This window comes from Nocardioides nitrophenolicus (assembly GCF_016907515.1).
GTDB classification, from domain to species: Bacteria; Actinomycetota; Actinomycetes; order Propionibacteriales; family Nocardioidaceae; genus Nocardioides; species Nocardioides nitrophenolicus.
Genome location: NZ_JAFBBY010000001.1, coordinates 602,990 through 620,907, shown reverse-complemented (window position 1 = coordinate 620,907; position 17,918 = coordinate 602,990). Strand labels below are relative to the sequence as shown.

Genomic DNA, 17,918 nt, shown 5'->3' with positions numbered 1-17,918 from the left:
CCGTCACGGCCGAGTCACGGCAGGGTCGTGAGGAGGGTGTCCAGCGCCGACTTCTCGGCTCCGGCCTGGGGCCGGCTCGCCCGGACCGAGGTGAGCACGTCGTCGATCTGGTGGTCGAGCACGTTCCAGGTCGCGCAGTCGGCCGGCTGCAGGTCCGCCTGGTCCTGGTCCCACGCCGTCTCCAGGTCGGTGATCCGCTTCGCGGCGCCGCTCTGGTCGCCGCTCGCCACCAGCTGGCGGGTGTCCTCGACGATGGTGCGGTAGCTCGCCGTCTTCGTCGCCGGGAACGCCGCACCGGCGCGGGTGTGGGCCTCCCCGGCGCTGATCGCGCCGGCGGCGCACGACGGCGCCTTGCCCTCCTCGGCGTCCAGCGCGCTGACGTGCGGCTGGCTGTTGGTGTAGGCGAGCAGGCCGACGGTCAGGGCGGCGAGGGCGCCGAACCCGGCGAGGGCCACCCGCTCGCGGGCCGGTCCCGCGTCGTACGACGGCTCGTCGGCGGCGTGCGCCCGGCGCTCGGTCACGTCGCTGCGGGTCACCGTGAGCAGCACGACCGTGGCCAGGATGGTGCCGAGGAACACCGCGCTGGTGCCGAAGGTGCCGAGCCCCAGGCCCTGCTCCGACTTGGGCGAGGCGAGCCAGTCGCCGATGTTGGCGCCCAGGGGGCGGGTCAGGATGTAGGCGACCCAGAAGGCCAGCACCGGGTTCGCCCCGAAGCGCCACAGCGCCGTGACCGCGGCGATCAGGCCCAGTGGCAGCAGCACGGAGCGACCGGGACCCCAGCCCGTGAGCTCGAGGGTCCAGTCGCCGGTGGCGGTGCCGAGGGCGAAGGTGACCAGGACCGCGAGCCAGTAGAAAGCCTCGCGCGGCGTGGTGACGATGCTGTGGATCGACAGTGTGCGCTCCCGGGCCCACCAGATGCCGAAGACCGCCGCGAGGGCGAGCGAGAAGACGGTGGTGCTGACCCAGAGCGGCACGCCGAGCTGGTCGGTCAGGATGTCGGTGTACAGCGTTCCGGTCACGCTGACGACCACGACGGTCAGCCAGTAGAGCGCGGGCACGTAGCGGCGGGCTCGCATCTGCACGGCCAGGGTGACCGCGAAGACGGCGGTGAAGATCACGGCGGTGCGCACCAGGCCCACCCCGAGGTTGACGTTGATCCAGTCGGCGAAGCTCTCTCCGACCGTGGTGCACAGGATCTTGATGATCCAGAACCAGGCGGTGACCTCCGGGACCTTGTTCAGCAGCAGGGCCCGCGTCGAGCGGGACGGTGTCGTCGAGGTTGTCGTGGACATGGGCCGAGGGTGGCGGCCCGAACCTGTCAGGAACCTGACTGCTCGAAGCGGTAGCCCACGCCCCGGGCCGTGGTGATCGCGGCGCCCGGGTCGACGTCGGCGAGCTTGCGCCGGACCCGGCGCAGGTAGGAGTCGAGCGCGTTCTCGCTGACCATCGCGCCGTCCGGCCACGCGGCGGCGACCAGCGCGGAGCGTCGGACCACCTCGCCGGGCCGGGCCATCAGCGCCGCCAGGATCCGGAACTCCGTGGGGCTCAGCGCCACCTCGCCGGAGCCGTCGACGAGCGCGTGCCGGGTCGGGTCGAGGCGGATCTCGTGGTCGCGCGCGCCCGCCTGCGTCCCACGGCGGGCCAGCACCTCGACCCGGGCGAGCAGCTCCTTCACCGCGAACGGCTTGACCAGGTAGTCGTCCGCACCGGCGCCGAAGCCGGCCAGCCGGTCGTGCAGCGCGTCCAGCGCGGTCAGGAAGAGGACCGGCGCGTCCTGTCCGGCGGCACGCAGCGCCTGGCACAGGTCGCGGCCGTCGCCGTCGGGCAGGCCGATGTCGAGCACCAGCGCGGCGAGCTCGGCGGGGGCGCCGGGGGCGGCGAAGAGCCGCATCGCCTCTCCCGCGTCATGGGCGACGAGCGGCTCGTGGCCCGCGAGCCGCAGCGCGTCGGTCACCACCCGGCGGATCGCCGGGTCGTCCTCGCACACGCCCACCCGTGCCATCGCCCCTCCCTCCGGTCCCTGGACCGCCCAGCCTGCCATGCTGGCGGCGTGCGGAGACGGATCGTGGTCTCGACGGTGCTGCTGATGGTCGCCGTCATGGTGGCTGTCGGCTGCGGCGTCCAGATCGTGCTCAGCCTCACCGCCGAGCGCGACATCGGCCGGGTCCTCGACGCCCGCGCCGACACGGTGATCGCCGTCGCCCGCGCCGGGGAGACGCCGGCGACGGCGCTGGCCGGGCGGGTGGAGCCCGGCGTGCGGGTCTACGACGCCGGCGGCTCGATCGTGGTCGACACCCTCGCCTCGTCCGAGCGCGCCGGAGCCGACCGGCTGGCGCGGGTGACGTCGGTGCGCGACCTCGCACCGAACGAGCGGGTGCGGCTGCGGGCGACCCCGTTCCGCACGCCCGCCGGGTGGCACGGCGTCGTCGTGGTCGCCGAGCCCACCGAGCCCTACGAGCGCGCGGAGCGGTACGCGCTGTTGGCGACGGTGGTGGTCGGGGCCGTCGTCCTGCTGGCGAGTGCGCTGCTGGCGAGCCGGATCACCTCGCAGGCGCTGCGGCCGGTCGCCACCATGGCCGACCGGGCGGCCGAGTGGAGCGCGCACGACCCCGGGAAGCGGTTCGGTGAGGTCACCGACGGGCCCGAGCTCGCGCACCTCGCGACCACTCTCGACGGCCTGCTCGACCGGGTGGCCCGGGCCCTGGAGTCGGAGCAGCGGCTGACCTCCGAGCTCGCCCACGAGCTGCGGACCCCGCTCACCGGGATCATCGGCACCGTCGAGCTGCTGCAGCTGCGGGACCCGGAGCCCCCGGAGCGGCACGCCGACCTGGACCGGGTGCTCGCCCTGGCGCGGTCGATGACCGAGACCATCGCGACCCTGCTGGCGATGGCCCGCCAGCGCGCGGCGTACGGCGAGGTGACGCCCGTCGCCGCGGTGCTCGACGAGCTGCGGGAGGTCGTCGGCGGGTCGGTCGAGCTGATGGCCGACGTCGACCCCGCGGCGGCGGTCGTCGTACCGGCGCCGGTGCTGGTGCGGGTGCTCGCCCCGGTGGTCGACAACGCCGCGCGCTTCGCCCGCTCGGTGGTCACCCTCGACGTACGCCGGGACGCCGGCTCGGTGATCGTCGAGGTCGAGGACGACGGCCCCGGCCTCGACCCGGCGGCCCGGGAGCGCGCGTTCGAGCCCGGCTTCTCGGGCCGCGGCGGCACCGGTCTGGGCCTCCCGCTGAGCCGGCGGATCGCCGCCACGGTCGGCGGATCGGTCGAAGTGGTGGCGGCGCGGGGGAGCGGCGCCCGGTTCCGGGTGGTGCTCCCGGCAGCCCTCGACGACTCTCACAACGTATCGTTGTGAGCATGCTCGGTTCTCACGTCCCCGACCTGCGGGCGCTCGAGCTGCTCGTCGTGGTCGCGCGGACCGGATCGCTCGGCGCCGCCGCGGCCGAGCTCGGGATCAGCCAGCAGGCCGCGTCCTCGCGGGTGCGGACGATGGAGGCGCTGGTCGGCGAGCCGCTGGTGGCCCGCAGCAAGCGTGGCTCGGAGCTCACCCCGACCGGCGAGCTGGTCGTCCAGTGGGCCGACCGGGTGCTCGACGCCGCCCAGGAGCTCGACGCCGGGATCGCCGCGCTGCGCGCCGACCGCCGGGGTCACCTCGACATCGCCGCCAGCCTCACCATCGCCGAGCACCTGCTCCCCGGCTGGCTGGTCGGCCTGCGCGCCCATCAGGTGCAGCGCGGCCAGCAGCCGACCGAGGTCACGATGACCGCCACCAACACCGCCCGCGTCGTCGAGCTGGTCGAGGCGGGCGAGGTCGCGCTGGGCTTCGTCGAGGGCCCGGAGGCCCCGCGTGGCCTGCGCCGGCGCCTGGTCGGCACCGACGAGCTGCTCGTCGTGGTCGGGCCACAGCATCCGTGGGCGCTGCGCGCGCGGCGCCGGGTGAGCGCCGAGACGCTCGCGGCCACGCCCCTCGTCGTACGAGAGGCGGGCTCGGGCACCCGCACCGTCCTCGAGCGGGCGCTCGCCGACCTGCCGCGCGCGACCCCGGTCCTGGAGCTGTCCAGCACGGCGGCGGTCCGCGCCGCCGTCGCCGCGGGCGCCGGTCCCGCCGCCGTCGGCGCCCACGCCGTGCGCGACGACCTGGCCACCGGCCGGCTGGTGCGGATCACCGTGACCGGGCTCGACCTCACCCGCCGGCTGCACGCCGTGTGGCAGGGCGGGCCGCACCCGCCCGAGGGGCCGGCCCGCGAGCTGGTGGCCTGGGCGGCGCGGCGGCCCTGAGGTCAGGCGTGCGCCGGGGTCCGGGCCAGGATCTCGGCGATCGAGTCGTCGGTGCACTCGGCCCAGAAGCCGCCCACGACGTCCTCGAGCTGGGTGAACGAGTCCGCGACGTAGAGCACGTCCTGGTAGTCGGTGATGTCGTAGAGCTGGGTGCCCATCGCGGCGATGTCGAGTGGCCGGATGGTCATCCCGCGGAACGCCTCGATCTCGCCGGGGGAGGACAGGATGCCGGCGCCGTACGCCTTCAGCTCGCCCGCCTCCCACAGCACGCCGAACTCCAGGGTGAACCAGAAGACCTTGCTCACGAACTCCAGCGCCTCGGTGCCTCGGACCCGCCGCGAGGCCTGTCCGGCGAGCTCGTAGAGCGCGGTGAAGCGCGGGTTCGCGAGGGTGTTGCCGTGGCCCACGACCTCATGCAGCACGTCGGGCTCGGGGGTGTAGAGCGGCACCGAGTGGTGCCGCACGTACTGCGTGGACCAGAACGCCTTGTCGGCCAGCGAGCCGTAGAAGTCGCGCAGCGGCACCAGCCCCGCGGCCGGGCGGTAGCTGAACCCGGTCAGCGGCGCGAGCCACTCGCTGACCTCGGCGAGCTGGGGGATCCGGTCGATCGGCAGCCCCAGCGACTCCTTGCCGTCGAGGAACTCGCGGCAGCCGTAGGCGCGGTGCTTGGTCACCAGCGCCTCGCTGACCACCCGCCACACCTCGTGCTCGTCGTCGGTGTACTCCGCGCGCGGGCAGGGCTCGCCCGGCCGCCAGCTGCTGGCGAGGGTGGCGAGGGCGTCGCGCCGGGCCCGGTACGCCGGGTCGGCGAAGCCCGGATGGTCGGCGCCGAGGTGGACCTTGAGCGATCCGTCCTCGTCGGCGGTCACGGGGGCGAAGTACTGGGCTTCCTCGAACATGCCTGCAGTCTCGGACCTGGTCCATCCGATGGCGAGTCCGGTCAGACGTTTGGCTGTCATCGACCCGCCCGACGTGGCAATCTGTCCGGCATGGACGGTGTCGACCGTGGAATCCTGGACATCCTGCGCGCCGACTCGCGGACCTCGATCCGCGAGGTCGCCGAGCGCCTCGGCATCAGCCGGGCCAGCGCCTACGCCCGGGTCAGGCGGCTCGTCGACACCGGTGTGATCCGCGGCTTCACCATCGACGTCGACCATGCGGCGCTGGGACTCGGGCTGCCGGCGTACATCCACGTCCGGATCAAGCAGAACACCTGGAAGTCCTTCCGCACCAAGGTGTGGGCGTTGGAGGAGGCGGCGCACATCGCGCTCGTGGCCGGCGACTTCGACTGCGTGATCCTGGTCCGCGCCCGCGACGCCGAGCACCTGCGCGAGCTGGTGCTCGAGCGGATCCAGTCGCTGCCCGAGGTGGTCGCCACCCAGACGGTGCTGGTGTTCGAGGAGCACGTCGGCCAGTGATCTGCCAGCCTGGGCGCATGCCTGGGCTCGCGTTCGTGTTCGGTGGTTCGGAGGGGATCGGCCTCGCGGTCGCCCGGCGCCTCGTCGCCGAGGGGCGGGAGGTCGTGGTGCTGTCGCGATCGGCGGCCAAGCTGGACGCGGCGCTCGCCGAGCTGGGCGCCGGTGCGCTCGCGCGGTCGGTGGACGTGACCGACGCGGCCGCGACGAGTGCCGTCGTCGACGCACTGGTCGCGGAGGTCGGCGTACCGGACCTGGTGGTGACGACCGCGGGCTACGCGCGGCCGGGGTACCTCGAGGACCTGCCCGCCGACGACGTCACCGGCATGGTCGCCATCAACCTGCTCGGCACCATCCACGTCTGCCGCGCGGTGCTCCCGCACCTGCGGCGTGCCGGGACCGGCACGATCGTGACCACCTCCTCGATGGCCGGACTGGCGGGGGTGTTCGGCTACACCGTCTACAGTGCGTCGAAATTCGGCGTGATCGGCTTCGCCGAGGCGCTGCGTCGCGAGGTCCGGCCCTACGGCCTGCGGGTGCTGGTCCTGTGCCCGCCCAACACGCTCACGCCCGGCTTCGAGGAGGAGAACCGCCACAAGCCGGCGGAGGTCCTCGCCGCGGAGGAGAGCGTCGCCACGCTGACCGCGGAGCAGGTCGCCGACACGCTCGTCGGGGCGCTCCGGCGCCGGCGCGGCTTCCTCGTCGTACCCGGCCGTGACAGCCGGCTCGCCGCCGTCGCCATCCGGCACCTGCCGTTCGTGGTGGACCGGGCGCTGCGCAGGCCGACGTCATCGACGTGACGTAGCACGACTCGTCACGAAAGTCCGGGGTTTCGGCGGGTGTACCCAAACGGCGGTAAAGAATCCGGAAAAGCCATGACGGCGCGTCACGGTCAGCGTTTGCTTGTCATCAGCGCTCGGGGGCTGCTCCTTTCTCATCAACCCTCTCTCCTTCCGGAGGCTTTGGCATGCGCCGACTCACCGACCGCGTCTCCGCGGCCCGCCGCAACGACGGCGGCTTCACGCTCATCGAGCTCCTGATCGTCATCATCATCCTCGGCGTCCTCGCCGCCATCGTCGTCTTCTCCGTGCGCGGGATCACGGACAAGGGCCAGACGTCGGCCTGCAAGACATCGAAGGCGACCGTCGCGACGGCCTACGAGGCCTACGTGGCGTCGCAGCCCAACCCGAACACGGCGCCTGCGCCGACGGCCACGACGATCGGGACGCTCTACCCTGACTGGCTGCACAGCGACCTCGACGGAGACTCGATCGGCAACGTGACCGTCGACCCGGCCGTCACGACCGTCGACGACGTCGACAACGCCGCCTGCTAGTCGACTTCGCCCGTCGAGGAGGGCCGCCGCCGAGGCGGCGGCCCTCCTCCGCAGCACCGGCCCCGACCCCGAGAGGCATCCTCGTGTTCCACCACCCCCACCGCATCGGACCTCGCGTCGACCAGATGCTCGAGGCGCTGTGGAACGTCCGCGGCACCGACCTGATGCTCACCGTCGGCCTGCCGCCCATGGTCCGGGTCGACGGCACGCTCGCCCCGATCCCGTCGGAGTCGGTGCTCACCCGCGACGACACCGATGCGCTGCTGGCCGAGGTGCTCACCGGCGAGCAGCGCGAGGTCTGGGAGTCCAGCCACGAGTACGACTTCTCCTTCTCCTGGCGCGAGCACGCCCGGATCCGCGGCAACGCCTTCACCCAGCGTGGGCTCACCGCGGTCGCGCTGCGGATGATCCCGCGCAGCGTCCCGACGCCCGACGAGCTCGGCCTGCCGCCGGTGCTGCGCGACCTGGCGATGCGGCACCAGGGCCTGATCCTGATGACCGGCCCGACCGGCTCCGGAAAGTCGACCACCCTCGCGTCGCTGGTCGACCTGATCAACACCAACCGGGGCTGCCACATCATCACCGTCGAGGACCCGATCGAGTACGTCCACGACCACAAGATGGCGGCGGTCAACCAGCGCGAGGTCGGCACCGACACCGAGAGCTTCCACAACGCGCTGCGCTCGGTCCTGCGCGAGGATCCCGACGTCCTCCTGGTCGGCGAGATGCGCGACCTCGAGTCGATCCAGTTCGCGCTCACCGTCGCGGAGACCGGCCACCTGGTCTTCGCGACCCTGCACACCAACGACACCGCGCAGTCCCTGGGCCGCATGATCGACGTCTTCCCCGCCGAGCAGCAGGCGCAGATCCGCGTCCAGCTCGCGGCGGCGCTGTCGTGCGTCGTCTACCAGCGGCTGATCCCGCGGATCGGCGGCGGGATGATCGCGGCGTACGAGGTGCTCACCGCCACGCCGGCCGTCCGGAACCTGATCAAGGAGGGCAAGACGCACCAGCTGCGCAACTCCCTCGTGACCGGTGCGCAGGACGGCATGGTGACCCTCGAGAAGTCGATGTCGCACCTCATCCAGAACGGGATCGTGAGCGAGGAGGAGGCGGTCGCCCGCAGCCTCTACCCGAAGGACATCGACGCCCGTCCGCGGTACGCCGCGGGTGCGGTGCGGTGAGGCAGGACAGCCGCGGATGAGGCTCAAGGGCAAGCACAGCAGGGCCGAGGCGCCGGTCGCGGTCGGCCGCACCGACGAGGACGACGACCGGCTCGGCCGGATCCTGGTGGCGGCCGGCCGGGTCCAGCCCTACCAGCTGGACGCGGTGCGCGAGCATGACGGCACGCTCGGCCAGAAGCTGGTCGCGAGCGGCGCCATCACCGAGGACGCGCTGGCCCACGCCCTGGCCGAGCACCACCAGGTCGCCGTCGCGGACTTCCGCACCCTCGCGCCCGAGGCGGAGGCACTGTCGCTGCTGACCCGCGAGCAGGCACTGACCCTCGACGCGCTGCCGATCTCGCTCGACGACACGGGCGTGGTGGTGGCGGTGCTGGACCCCGCGCCGGAACGGGTGCAGGCGATCGCGGCGGTGCTGGAGCGGCCGGTGCGCCCGCTCGTCGTGACCCGCCGCGATCTCGAGCGGGGCCTCGCGACGTCGTACCGCGCCACCCAGGAGGTCGGCGGCCAGGTCCAGGCGTTCGAGGCCCGGGACGTGCTGCGCAGGGAGGCGTCCGAGCTGGAGGCGGTGAGCGCCAACGAGGAGGCACCGGTCGTCCGCGTGGTCCAGTCGGTCATCACCCAGGCGTTGCGCGACCGCGCGTCCGACATCCACGTCGAGCCGACGGGGGACCGGGTCCGGGTGCGGTACCGCATCGACGGCGCCCTCACCGAGGTGCTCGACCTCCCGGCGTCGATCGGACCGGCGATCGTCAGCCGGGTCAAGATCCTCGGCGGGATGAACATCGTCGAGCGGCGCCGGCCCCAGGACGGCCAGATCTCCATGGAGATCGACGGTCGCGAGGTCGACATCCGGGTCTCGACGACCGCCGTCGTCGGCGGCGAGAAGGTCGTGATGCGGGTGCTCGACAAGAGCCGTCCGCTGTTCCAGCTCGAGCAGCTCGGCATGCCCGCGGACACCGCCGCCCGGTACACCCAGCTGATCCACTCGCCGTTCGGCATGGTCATCTGCGCCGGCCCGACCGGTGGGGGCAAGACCACGACTCTGTACGCCTCCCTCGGCGAGCTGAACAGCCCCGAGAAGAACCTGATGACGATCGAGGACCCGGTCGAGTACACCTTCGACTCGATCAACCAGATCCAGATCAACGAGCAGGCCGGCATCACCTTCGCCGGCGGGCTCAAGTCGATCCTGCGCCAGGACCCGGACGTGATCCTCGTCGGCGAGATCCGCGACGTCGACACCGCGCGGATCGCCGTCCAGTCGGCGCTCACCGGTCACTTCGTGCTCTCCTCGCTGCACGCGACCGAGGCCGTCTCGGCTCTCTACCGGCTGCTCGACATGGGCATCGAGGCCTTCCTCATCGCCTCGTCGGTGACCGCCGTGGTCGCCCAGCGCCTGGTCCGGCGCAGCTGCACGTCGTGCCTGGAGCCCTACCAGCCCTCGCCGGAGGAGCTGGCCTTCGTGCAGCAGTTCGGCGGCACGGAGCCGATCGCCGGCTGGCGGCACGGCACCGGCTGCCACTTCTGCGCCCACACCGGCTACCTGGAGCGGATCGGCGTCTACGAGATGCTGGTCGTCACCGACGAGGTCCGTGAGCTGATCGTCGACCGGGCGCCACACGACCAGATGCGCAAGCTCGCCCGAAGCCAGGGGATGCGCACCCTGCAGGAGCAGGCGGTCCGGCTGGTCAGCGACGGCACCACGACGGCCGCCGAAGTCATGCGTTCGATCTACGTCGCGGGGGTCTGAAGATGCCGAAGTACGCATTCGCCGGGGTCGACCTCGAGGGCAGGCAGGTCAAGGGCACCGAGAAGGCGGCCAGCCGCGGCGACGCCGAGATCGCGCTCTACCAGCGTGACCTGCGTGACCTCCGCGTCACCGAGAAGAAGAGCATCCTGCAGTACGAGATCTCGGGTCCGCGGATCAAGCGCGAGCACGTCATGCACCTGTCGCGGCAGATCGCGGCCTTCCTCAGGGCCGGGCTGCCGATCCTCGATGCGGTGCACTCGATCGGTACCGAGAGTGAGAACTCCTCGGTACGACGGATGATGCACGACGTCGAGGACCGGCTCCGTGCCGGTGAGCGGTTCTCCGACACGCTCGAGCGGTACCCGAAGGTGTTCCCGGAGTTCTACCGCGGCATCGTCCGCTCTGCTGAGCTGACCGGCGAGCTCGACGCCGTGCTGTCCCGCTTGGCGGTCTACATCGAGCGGGATCTCGAGGCGCGGCGCAAGATCAAGTCGGCCCTCATCTACCCGATCGCCGTGGCGGTGATGTCCGTGGTCACCGTCCTGGTGCTGTCGGTCTACGTGCTGCCGAAGTTCCGGGACTTCTTCGCCGACCTCGATGCGGAGCTGCCCCTGCCGACCCGCATGCTGATGGGCTTCACCGACTTTCTCGCCGGCTGGTGGTGGGTCATCCTCGCGGCGATCGTGGCCTGGGCGCTCCTGTTCGTGATCTCGCAGCGCTTCGAGCGGGGCAAGTACCTCTGGCACGGCTTCCTGCTCAAGGTCCCCGTCCTGGGGGAGACGATCCAGTACGCGCTCGTGGAGCGCTTCTGCCGGGTGATGGCCTCGATGGTCTCGGCGGGCGTCAACCTCCCCGAGGCGATCCGCGTGGCGACCGACTCCTTGCGCAACCGGGTCTTCATCGCGCGACTCACGGGGGTGACCGAGCAGATGCTGGAGGGCCAGGGCCTCGCCGGCCCGCTCGCCCGGACCCGGCTGTTCCCCGGCACGGCCACGTCGATGTTGCGTGTCGGTGAGGAGACCGGGTCGATGGACACCCAGCTCGAGGTCACGGCCGAGTACTACGAGTCCGAGCTCGACTACAAGATCGCCAAGCTCACGGCGCTGTTCGAGCCGATCGTCATCGTCGTGATGGGCGGCATCGTCGGCTTCGTCGCCGTGGCGTTGGTGTCGGCGATGTACGGCATCTTCAACCAGGTCCAGGTCTGATGCTGCGGATCGCCATGAAGCGTGGAGACGCCGACCGGGGCGAGAGTCTGGTCGAGGTTCTCGCTGCCGTGGTGATCCTGGGCATCGCGGGAGTCGCGATCATGACCGGTCTGATGCTCGCGGTGAAGACCTCCGACATCCACCGCAAGGAGACCACCAGCGGCGCCTACGTGAAGAGCTACGCGGAGGCGATCCAGAACTACGTCGAGACCCACCAGTCCGCCTTCACCTGCTCGCCCGACTACCGGCCGGGGGTCGTGGGCTTTCCGGTCCCCAACGGCTATACGACGTCCTTCACGGTCAGCGCGGTGGACCCGGCGGGCGGCGCCGCCGCCTGTACGGCGAACACGGCCCAGCTGGTCATCTTGACGGTCTCGAGCGGCGACGACCGAGCCGTCGAGAAGCTGGCCTTCGTGCTGCGCAGGCCGTGCAGCGGCGCCCAGGACCCTTCGGCGGTGAGTCGATGCGCGTAGCCGATCGCCTCCGCACCCGTCGGCATGACGACGCCGGGTTCACGCTCGTCGAGTTGGTCGTCACGATCGCGATCATGGGCGTCATCGTCTCCGCACTGACCGGCGTCGTGATGATGTACCTGAAGACGACGGTCAGCGCGAACGCCAGGATGACCGAGTCGCACGACGTCCAGTTCGCGGCGGCCTACTGGCAGAGCGACGTCGCCAGTCTCGGCGTGCGATCGACGGTGTACGACAACAGCCTGGGCGGCACGCACACCTATCCTCTGATGCAGTCGGTCGCCGCACCCGATACCTCGGGCCCGACCCTGGCGCGGTGCGGCCTGCCCTCGGGCACGCCCATCGTCACCTTGGCCTGGAACTCCTACACCGCAGCCGCGGACGTCCCGACCAAGGTGACCGTCACCTATGTGGCCCAGCCCTCCGGCGCGGTCTACCAGCTGCTCCGGGTGCGGTGCACCGGAACGGCCACGACACCGGACTCGTCGATCGTCGTCGCGCGCAACCTCACCCCGGCGATCCTGGGGCCGACGACGGTCTCGTGCTGGAAGGCGAACGGCACCAAGCTCGGCACCTGCTCGGGAGCCGGCGACGACGTTCCGGCGGTGGTCACCCTGGAGCTCGTCGCGACCGACCAGGACAACAAGGACGGCTCCACCTACACAGCCACCTTGACCGGTGAACGGAGACAGACATGACCGGCTGGATCGATCGCCGCCTCCGGGCGAGGGGGGACCGCGGCGCGATCCTCGTGTTCGCGCTGATCATCGTCACCACGGTCGCGCTCGTCGTCGGAGTCGTGCTGACCCGCGGTGGAGGGAGCCTCAAGGCCACGGTCGCGCTGCGTGGCGTGGCCGGCGCGTCGTACGCCGCGGACTCGGCCGCCAACATCGCGATCAACAACCTGCGCAACGGCTACGGCTTCTCCCCGGCAGACGCGCAGCTCGCGTTCAACAACAACCCGAGCGACGGCCTGGGCTGCTTCGGCCACAACAGCGGCGTCACGGGCGACACCGACAACCTGATCCTCAACGGCTTCTATCCCGCTGCCGGCTCGTTCGGCCCGAGCTCCGCGTACGTCCACTGCTCCGCCCAGGGCGGCACCGGGCAGCAAGGACCGGCGGTCACGATCACCAAGGACAACAAGGCTGCCTACGCCCTCATCACCCTCGGTGGCTCGATCACCAACACGGCGGGCTCCCCGTTAAAGGTGCACGGCGGCGTCTACTCCAACAACGCGATCACCGGCCCGGTCGCCCTCGACCTGGGCGACGCCCATGCCGTGAACTCCTGCACGGACACGACGGTGGTCGCGCCGGCGGTCAAGGACTGCAACAACCACACGCCGTACGTCGACCCGAACTACGCCGCCGACATCGCCTCGGCGCCGGCTCTGGTCCCGCTGCCCACGAGCTGCACCGGCAACGTCGCGGTGTTCTCGCCGGGCTACTACGACGACGTCGTGGCGTTGAACGCCGCCGTCAGGCTGTGCAGCGCGTCCTGGTTCAAGCCGGGTACCTACTACTTCGACTTCCACAACGGCTGCGTCGGATCGGCGGACTACTGCCCGGCCAACGTCTTCCCCGGCCGAAGCGGCAACGACGCGAACGTCTGGGTCATCCCCGACGGCAAGCCGGTGATCGGCGGCCAGCGCGCGGGCGTCTTCGCCACCAGCTCGCAGGTGGTGATGACCGAGGTCAACGGCAACGACTACATGGGGCCGGGCAACTGCGTCAGCCCGCTCACCGACACCTCCGCGCTCGGCGTGCAGTTCATCTTCGGCGCCGACAGCCAGATGCACCTGGAGAAGACGGCCTCGATGGAGCTGTGCGGCAGCTACCACACCGACAAGGCGCCGATCGAGCTCTTCGGCCTCCAGGCCAGCACCCCGGGAGTGAGCACGCCCAGCCTGACCAGCGAGACCCGGGACATCAGCCATGGCGGCTCGGTCATCTCATCGGGTGCCTTCGTCAACGCGGACGTCGCGCACCTCAGGCCGGGTGGCGCGGGCGCGACCTGGACGCGCGGCGGTACCACCGGCACGCCCCCCGGCACCTGCTGCGGCACGCTGGACGCGTCTGACGTGACGTTGACCAAGGGAGACGGGACGTTCACGCCCGGCACCAAGGCCGCGGCACTGCCGATCCTTCGGGCGAACGGCACCGGAAGCGTGCTGTGGTCCACGGGAAACAGCGGGGCCTCGAAGACGGGCAGTCTCCTGCTGGAGGGGTTCGCCCCGAGCGCCGCGGTTCCTAGCGATCCGAGTCTGACCGTCTCGTCCGCGAAGCTCTCGATGGCTCACTACGAGCCGGTCGGTGGGAGCGCGTCGGTCCGGCTGGTCGTCTCCGGCAGCGGCACCGCTACCTGGACGCCGCCGTCGTGGCCCTCCGGCCAGACGCCGGCGAGCAACCAGATCTCCATCACCGGCGCCGACCTCACGAGTCTGCAGGCCTTCATCAGGGCCAACGGCTACACCAAGGCCACCGTCACCTACTCCCTCCGGGGCGGCACGGCAGCCGCCGACCCGTACCGGGTCGGCCAGGTCAAGCTCGAGCTGTCCCTCGCCTGGGACGGCCAGTCCGGGGACACCACCGGCGGGACGACGACGCTGAAGGTCGACGGATTCGCTCCGAGCACGTCGGTCCCGGCGGGCGCGATCCTCACCGGCGCGACGGTCCATGTCGACCACTCCGAGAGTGTGACCGCCGGGTCGTCGGGGTCGGTCACCCTCGGCGTCGGCGGCTGGTCGTACACCAGTCCGACGATCACGCCGAGCACGTCACTCACGACCGAGAACCTGGTCGTCCCGGTCGCCAGCCTGAACGCCTTGCAGAGCCAGATCCACGCCAACGGCTACACCAAGGCGAGTGTGGCGTACACGGCGAAGGCAGCCGCCGGCACGACCACCACGCTCAAGTCGATCACGCTCGAGCTGAAGTACTACCTCCCCGTACTCCGGGCGCAGAGTGGCTGCGTCACCGCTCCGTTGGCTGGCGGTGGATGCTCCTTCCTCTGGACCGACTCCGACCACGGCAACAACAAGGTCTCCTTGTACATGCAGGGCACGACCTACGTCCCCAAGGCAGACGTGAACCTGACCCTCAGCAACTTCGGTGCGCAGGTGCTGAAGTTCGGGCTGATCGCGCGCCAGATGGAGTTCAACATCAACAACGGCAACCCGCGCTACACCGGGCCGGTGTTCCAGATCCCGGACAACACCTTCACCACCGGATTCGTCAGCAGCGTCGTCCAGCTCGAGGTGCATCTGTGTCTCGGGGAGTCGACGGTGAGCACCGACTGCAAGGCGAGAGCGCCGGCGCTCACCTCGCGCGTGCAGTTCTACGACCCCACGGGGGTTCCGGTGCCGTTCGCCCGACAGGTGACTCCACTGAGTTGGAACCACACACGCTGAGCGAGCACCAGGCACTCGACGTCCTCGTCCCCGTCCTCGCCGGCGTCCTCGGGCTGGCGATCGGGTCGTTCCTCAACGTCGTGGCGCACCGGGTGCCGGCGGGGGAGTCGGTGGTCAGCCCGCCGTCGGCGTGCCCCCGGTGCGGGCACCCGATCCGCAACCGGCACAACGTCCCCGTGCTCGGCTGGCTGGTGCTGCGGGGGCGGTGCTTCGACTGCGGGGAGCCGATCAGCGTGCGCTACCCGCTGGTGGAGGCGGGAACCGGCATCGCGTTCGCCGGGGTCGCCGCGCGGTTCGGGGTGGACGAGTGGCGGTTGCTACCGGCGTACCTCGCCTTCGCGGCGATCGCGATCGTCCTCGCGCTGATCGACGTCGACGTACGCCGCCTGCCGGACGCGATCGTGCTGCCGTCGTACCCGGTGCTGGGGGTGCTGCTGGCGCTCGGCGGGGACGGTCCCGCGCTGCTCCGGGCGGCCGAGGGGGCGGTGGTCCTCGGGGCGTTCTTCTTCGTCGTCTGGTACGTCGCGCCCGGCGGGATGGGCTTCGGCGACGTGAAGCTGTCGGGCCTGGTGGGCGCGATGACGGCGTACCTGACGTGGGGGACCTTCCTGACGGGGGCCTTCCTCGCGTTCGTGCTCGGTGCGGTGGCCGGGCTGCTCCTGATGGCCGGTGGGAAGGCAGGGCGCCGGACCGCGGTGCCGTTCGGGCCGTTCCTGGTGCTGGGCGCGTGGAGCGCGATCCTGGGGGCCGGATACCTGGGTGACGCCTACCTGAGGTCGATCGGCCTGTGACAGCCTGTGACGGCCTGTGACAGCCTGTGACGCCACCTGTGGAACGATTCGAACTTCTGTTCGAAGTGGTGTAGGGTGGGTCCAGGCCGTACGGCGGGATGCTTCGAGTGGTTCCGGGGACCTGAGGCCGAGCGTTGCCGGACATGGCGCGCACCTGTGTGGTGCGTCACGACCGCTGAGCCCGAGGGGTTCCTCCGTGCAGGGCGAGACCGTGTTGTCGCGCCCTGGGAGTTTCAATGTCTGCCGCTGTTCTCACCGCACCGCACCCGATCGTGGGGTGTGCTGCTGAGTTGAGCGCGGTGTTGGCCCGGGTGGGGCAGGTGCAGCCGGTGTTCATGTCGGTGGCGGACAAGGAGTCCGCGCTGGTGGGTCTGGCTCGGGTCGAGGCGCAGGTGGCCGAGCTCAAGGCCCGGGTTTTGGCGGCGGGTGAGGATGTCGCGGTGGCTCACGGGGCTCGGGACGTGGCGGCCTGGCTGGCCCAGGCGACCCGCTCTGATCCGGCCCCCGTGCGCGCGGAGCTTCGTCTGGCGCGGGCGCTCGAGCAGCGTGTGGTGGTGGCGGCGGGGATGCGGTCGGGTGAGGTGTCGCCCGCGCAGGCGCGGGTGATCGCCCGGGCGGTCGCGGACCTGCCGGCGGGTCTGGGTCCCGAGCTGGCTACGCGGGCGGAGGCGACGTTGGTGGGCTATGCCGCGCAGCATTCGCCGCGGGAGTTGAAGCGTCTGGGGCGTCGGATCCTGGAGGTGGTGGCGCCGGAGGTGGTGGAGGCCGAGGAGGGGCGCCGGTTGGAGGATGAGGAGCGTCGGGCGCGGGAGACGGCGTCGTTGCGGTTCCATGATCTGGGTGATGGCCGGACCCGGGTCGCGGGAGTGTTGCCGACGCCGGTGACCCAGCGGCTGGAGCACTACCTGCAGGCGTTCACCTCACCGCGCCGGACCGGCCGTGACGGCCCTGGTGACGGCCCTGGTGTTGGGGGCGGTGTTGAGCGGCTGCCGCGGCATCGTGCCTACGCGGATGCGTTCGCGGCGTTGTTGGAGCGGCTCGATCCGGCGCGGTTGCCCGAGCATGGTGGGGACGCGACGACGGTGCTGGTCACCATCGACCTGGCCGCGCTGCGGGCCGACCTGGCGGTGGCCGAGGTGATCGGCGGTGATGGGGTGGAGTCGATCTCGGCGGGGCAGGCGCGGCGGTTGGCGTGTGGGGCGGGGATCGTGCCGGTGGTGTTGGGTGGTCGGGGTGAGGTGCTCGACCTGGGGCGGCGTCGGCGGTTGTTCTCGCGGGCGCAGCGGCGGGCGTTGCGGGTGCGGGATCGGCGGTGTCGGGCCGAGGGGTGCACGATCCCGGCGGTGTGGACCGAGGCTCATCATCTTCAGCCGTGGTCGTGGGGTGGGCGGACCGATCTGGGCAACGCGGTCAGTCTGTGTTCGCACCACCATCACCGCATCCATGACCGGGCCTACCGTGCGGAGCGGTTGGCGAGCGGCGACGTCCGGTTCCACCGACGCACGTGAGGAGGCTCAGGGACGGTCGTCGTACCGGTGCACCACGCGGTCGCGGCGCCACGGCGGCGCGACGATCAACGACAGCACGATCGCGAGGACGCCGGCGACGATCAGGATGGTGCCGAGTGCGTCGTCGTTCACGTACTTGATGTCGACGGTCACCACGTCGAGAGCGAGGACGAGGCCGGCGACGAGGAGGAGGATGCCGAGTCCGATGTACATGGCAGGGAGATGCCCGGAAACGGCCGCGGCAGACGGGTGCGTCGGCGGATCGGTGGGGGTCAGCGCTGGGTGAAGCAGACCAGGCAGGACCGCGGGTCGTGCTGGAGGTGGCTCTCGTGCAGCCGGGACGCACGGAGCAGGAGGTCGTCCAGCGCGCGCTCCGAGGCCGCGATCTCGAGGATCGCCGCCTCGAGGTCGGGGGAGAGCAGCCCCGGTGCGTGCCGGCCGTCGGGCTCGACGACGGTGGCTTCGAGTGCGCTCATGGGTCCTCCCAGGTCCTGCCGAGACTCCGTGGTCCTTCGAGGATCGGGGGCGGCGAGCGCGCGGGCAACGGGTGGGGCGAAGGTCCGGCC

General features: G+C 71.3%; 18 protein-coding genes. 13 read left to right on the top strand and 5 right to left on the bottom strand.

Going from position 1 to position 17,918, the window contains the following annotated elements; all coding sequences use genetic code 11:
• Positions 1–14 precede the first annotated feature (14 nt).
• Positions 15–1,292: a COG4705 family protein gene (locus JOD66_RS03005; protein WP_204835457.1), complete on the bottom strand. Its 1,278-nt coding sequence runs from the start codon at positions 1,290–1,292 to the stop codon at positions 15–17.
• 26 nt (positions 1,293–1,318) lie between these two features.
• A complete protein-coding gene (locus JOD66_RS03000) occupies positions 1,319–2,002 on the bottom strand; it encodes a response regulator transcription factor (protein ID WP_204835456.1) in 684 nt (227 codons plus the stop codon).
• 48 nt (positions 2,003–2,050) lie between these two features.
• Between JOD66_RS03000 and JOD66_RS29345 the strand changes: the two genes are divergently transcribed.
• A complete protein-coding gene (locus tag JOD66_RS29345) occupies positions 2,051–3,352 on the top strand; it encodes a sensor histidine kinase (protein ID WP_204835455.1) in 1,302 nt (433 codons plus the stop codon).
• Positions 3,353–3,354: 2 nt separating this feature from the next.
• On the top strand, positions 3,355–4,275 hold the full coding sequence (locus tag JOD66_RS02990; protein ID WP_204835454.1) for a LysR family transcriptional regulator: 921 nt from the start codon (positions 3,355–3,357) through the stop codon (positions 4,273–4,275).
• A 2-nt stretch (positions 4,276–4,277) separates the two neighbouring features.
• Here JOD66_RS02990 and JOD66_RS02985 read toward each other — a convergent pair whose 3' ends face one another.
• Entirely contained in the window at positions 4,278–5,174 is an 897-nt protein-coding gene (locus tag JOD66_RS02985; RefSeq protein WP_204835453.1) for a phenylalanine 4-monooxygenase, read from the bottom strand.
• Between the two features lie 90 nt (positions 5,175–5,264).
• Here JOD66_RS02985 and JOD66_RS02980 point away from each other — a divergent pair, with 90 nt between their 5' ends.
• From JOD66_RS02980 to JOD66_RS02935, 11 genes are all read left to right on the top strand, one after another.
• Entirely contained in the window at positions 5,265–5,693 is a 429-nt protein-coding gene (locus JOD66_RS02980) for an Lrp/AsnC family transcriptional regulator (RefSeq protein WP_204835452.1), read from the top strand.
• Positions 5,694–5,710: 17 nt separating this feature from the next.
• Positions 5,711–6,490, top strand: coding sequence for an SDR family oxidoreductase (locus tag JOD66_RS02975; RefSeq protein WP_204835451.1), 780 nt, complete (start codon positions 5,711–5,713; stop codon positions 6,488–6,490).
• 167 nt (positions 6,491–6,657) lie between these two features.
• A complete protein-coding gene (locus tag JOD66_RS02970; RefSeq protein ID WP_204835450.1) occupies positions 6,658–7,026 on the top strand; it encodes a prepilin-type N-terminal cleavage/methylation domain-containing protein in 369 nt (122 codons plus the stop codon).
• Between the two features lie 83 nt (positions 7,027–7,109).
• Positions 7,110–8,210, top strand: a complete 1,101-nt coding sequence (locus tag JOD66_RS02965; RefSeq protein WP_307823263.1) for a type IV pilus twitching motility protein PilT — start codon at positions 7,110–7,112, stop codon at positions 8,208–8,210.
• Between the two features lie 16 nt (positions 8,211–8,226).
• On the top strand, positions 8,227–9,960 hold the full coding sequence (locus tag JOD66_RS02960) for a GspE/PulE family protein (RefSeq protein ID WP_204835449.1): 1,734 nt from the start codon (positions 8,227–8,229) through the stop codon (positions 9,958–9,960).
• A 2-nt stretch (positions 9,961–9,962) separates the two neighbouring features.
• Positions 9,963–11,168, top strand: coding sequence for a type II secretion system F family protein (locus JOD66_RS02955; RefSeq protein ID WP_204835448.1), 1,206 nt, complete (start codon positions 9,963–9,965; stop codon positions 11,166–11,168).
• A gap of 14 nt (positions 11,169–11,182) precedes the next feature.
• Positions 11,183–11,641, top strand: a complete 459-nt coding sequence (locus JOD66_RS02950) for a type II secretion system protein (RefSeq protein ID WP_204835447.1) — start codon at positions 11,183–11,185, stop codon at positions 11,639–11,641.
• On the top strand, positions 11,632–12,339 hold the full coding sequence (locus JOD66_RS02945) for a PulJ/GspJ family protein (protein WP_204835446.1): 708 nt from the start codon (positions 11,632–11,634) through the stop codon (positions 12,337–12,339). The genes JOD66_RS02950 and JOD66_RS02945 overlap by 10 nt, the downstream gene beginning before the upstream one ends.
• Positions 12,336–15,053 carry a hypothetical protein gene (locus JOD66_RS28065; RefSeq protein WP_239545052.1) on the top strand — a complete coding sequence of 906 codons (2,718 nt, stop codon included), beginning with the start codon at positions 12,336–12,338 and terminating at the stop codon, positions 15,051–15,053. Before JOD66_RS02945 ends, JOD66_RS28065 begins: the two co-directional genes overlap by 4 nt.
• Positions 15,035–15,844: a prepilin peptidase gene (locus JOD66_RS02940; RefSeq protein WP_239545050.1), complete on the top strand. Its 810-nt coding sequence runs from the start codon at positions 15,035–15,037 to the stop codon at positions 15,842–15,844. Before JOD66_RS28065 ends, JOD66_RS02940 begins: the two co-directional genes overlap by 19 nt.
• A gap of 236 nt (positions 15,845–16,080) precedes the next feature.
• Positions 16,081–17,352: an HNH endonuclease signature motif containing protein gene (locus tag JOD66_RS02935; protein WP_204835444.1), complete on the top strand. Its 1,272-nt coding sequence runs from the start codon at positions 16,081–16,083 to the stop codon at positions 17,350–17,352.
• 6 nt (positions 17,353–17,358) lie between these two features.
• Here the strand turns inward: JOD66_RS02935 and JOD66_RS02930 are convergent, their stop codons facing one another.
• Positions 17,359–17,565, bottom strand: a complete 207-nt coding sequence (locus JOD66_RS02930) for a DUF6458 family protein (RefSeq protein ID WP_204835443.1) — start codon at positions 17,563–17,565, stop codon at positions 17,359–17,361.
• Between the two features lie 59 nt (positions 17,566–17,624).
• The gene (locus JOD66_RS02925) at positions 17,625–17,828 is read right to left on the bottom strand and encodes a hypothetical protein (protein ID WP_204835442.1); all 204 of its coding nucleotides are present in this window, start codon (positions 17,826–17,828) and stop codon (positions 17,625–17,627) included.
• Between the last annotated feature and the right edge of the window lie 90 nt (positions 17,829–17,918).

Excerpts from the sequence above, each read along its gene's own strand:
- JOD66_RS02945 (WP_204835446.1), top strand. The coding sequence starts at position 11,632 with ATGCGCGTAGCCGATCGCCTCCGCACCCGTCGGCATGACGACGCCGGG.
- JOD66_RS02950 (WP_204835447.1), top strand. The coding sequence starts at position 11,183 with ATGAAGCGTGGAGACGCCGACCGGGGCGAGAGTCTGGTCGAGGTTCTC.
- JOD66_RS03005 (WP_204835457.1), bottom strand. The coding sequence starts at position 1,292 with ATGTCCACGACAACCTCGACGACACCGTCCCGCTCGACGCGGGCCCTG.
- JOD66_RS02930 (WP_204835443.1), bottom strand. The coding sequence starts at position 17,565 with ATGTACATCGGACTCGGCATCCTCCTCCTCGTCGCCGGCCTCGTCCTC.
- JOD66_RS28065 (WP_239545052.1), top strand. The coding sequence starts at position 12,336 with ATGACCGGCTGGATCGATCGCCGCCTCCGGGCGAGGGGGGACCGCGGC.
- JOD66_RS02985 (WP_204835453.1), bottom strand. The coding sequence starts at position 5,174 with ATGTTCGAGGAAGCCCAGTACTTCGCCCCCGTGACCGCCGACGAGGAC.
- JOD66_RS02935 (WP_204835444.1), top strand. The coding sequence starts at position 16,081 with ATGTCTGCCGCTGTTCTCACCGCACCGCACCCGATCGTGGGGTGTGCT.
- JOD66_RS02975 (WP_204835451.1), top strand. The coding sequence starts at position 5,711 with ATGCCTGGGCTCGCGTTCGTGTTCGGTGGTTCGGAGGGGATCGGCCTC.
- JOD66_RS02980 (WP_204835452.1), top strand. The coding sequence starts at position 5,265 with ATGGACGGTGTCGACCGTGGAATCCTGGACATCCTGCGCGCCGACTCG.
- JOD66_RS02960 (WP_204835449.1), top strand. The coding sequence starts at position 8,227 with ATGAGGCTCAAGGGCAAGCACAGCAGGGCCGAGGCGCCGGTCGCGGTC.
- JOD66_RS02970 (WP_204835450.1), top strand. The coding sequence starts at position 6,658 with ATGCGCCGACTCACCGACCGCGTCTCCGCGGCCCGCCGCAACGACGGC.
- JOD66_RS02925 (WP_204835442.1), bottom strand. The coding sequence starts at position 17,828 with ATGAGCGCACTCGAAGCCACCGTCGTCGAGCCCGACGGCCGGCACGCA.
- JOD66_RS02955 (WP_204835448.1), top strand. The coding sequence starts at position 9,963 with ATGCCGAAGTACGCATTCGCCGGGGTCGACCTCGAGGGCAGGCAGGTC.
- JOD66_RS03000 (WP_204835456.1), bottom strand. The coding sequence starts at position 2,002 with ATGGCACGGGTGGGCGTGTGCGAGGACGACCCGGCGATCCGCCGGGTG.
- JOD66_RS02990 (WP_204835454.1), top strand. The coding sequence starts at position 3,355 with ATGCTCGGTTCTCACGTCCCCGACCTGCGGGCGCTCGAGCTGCTCGTC.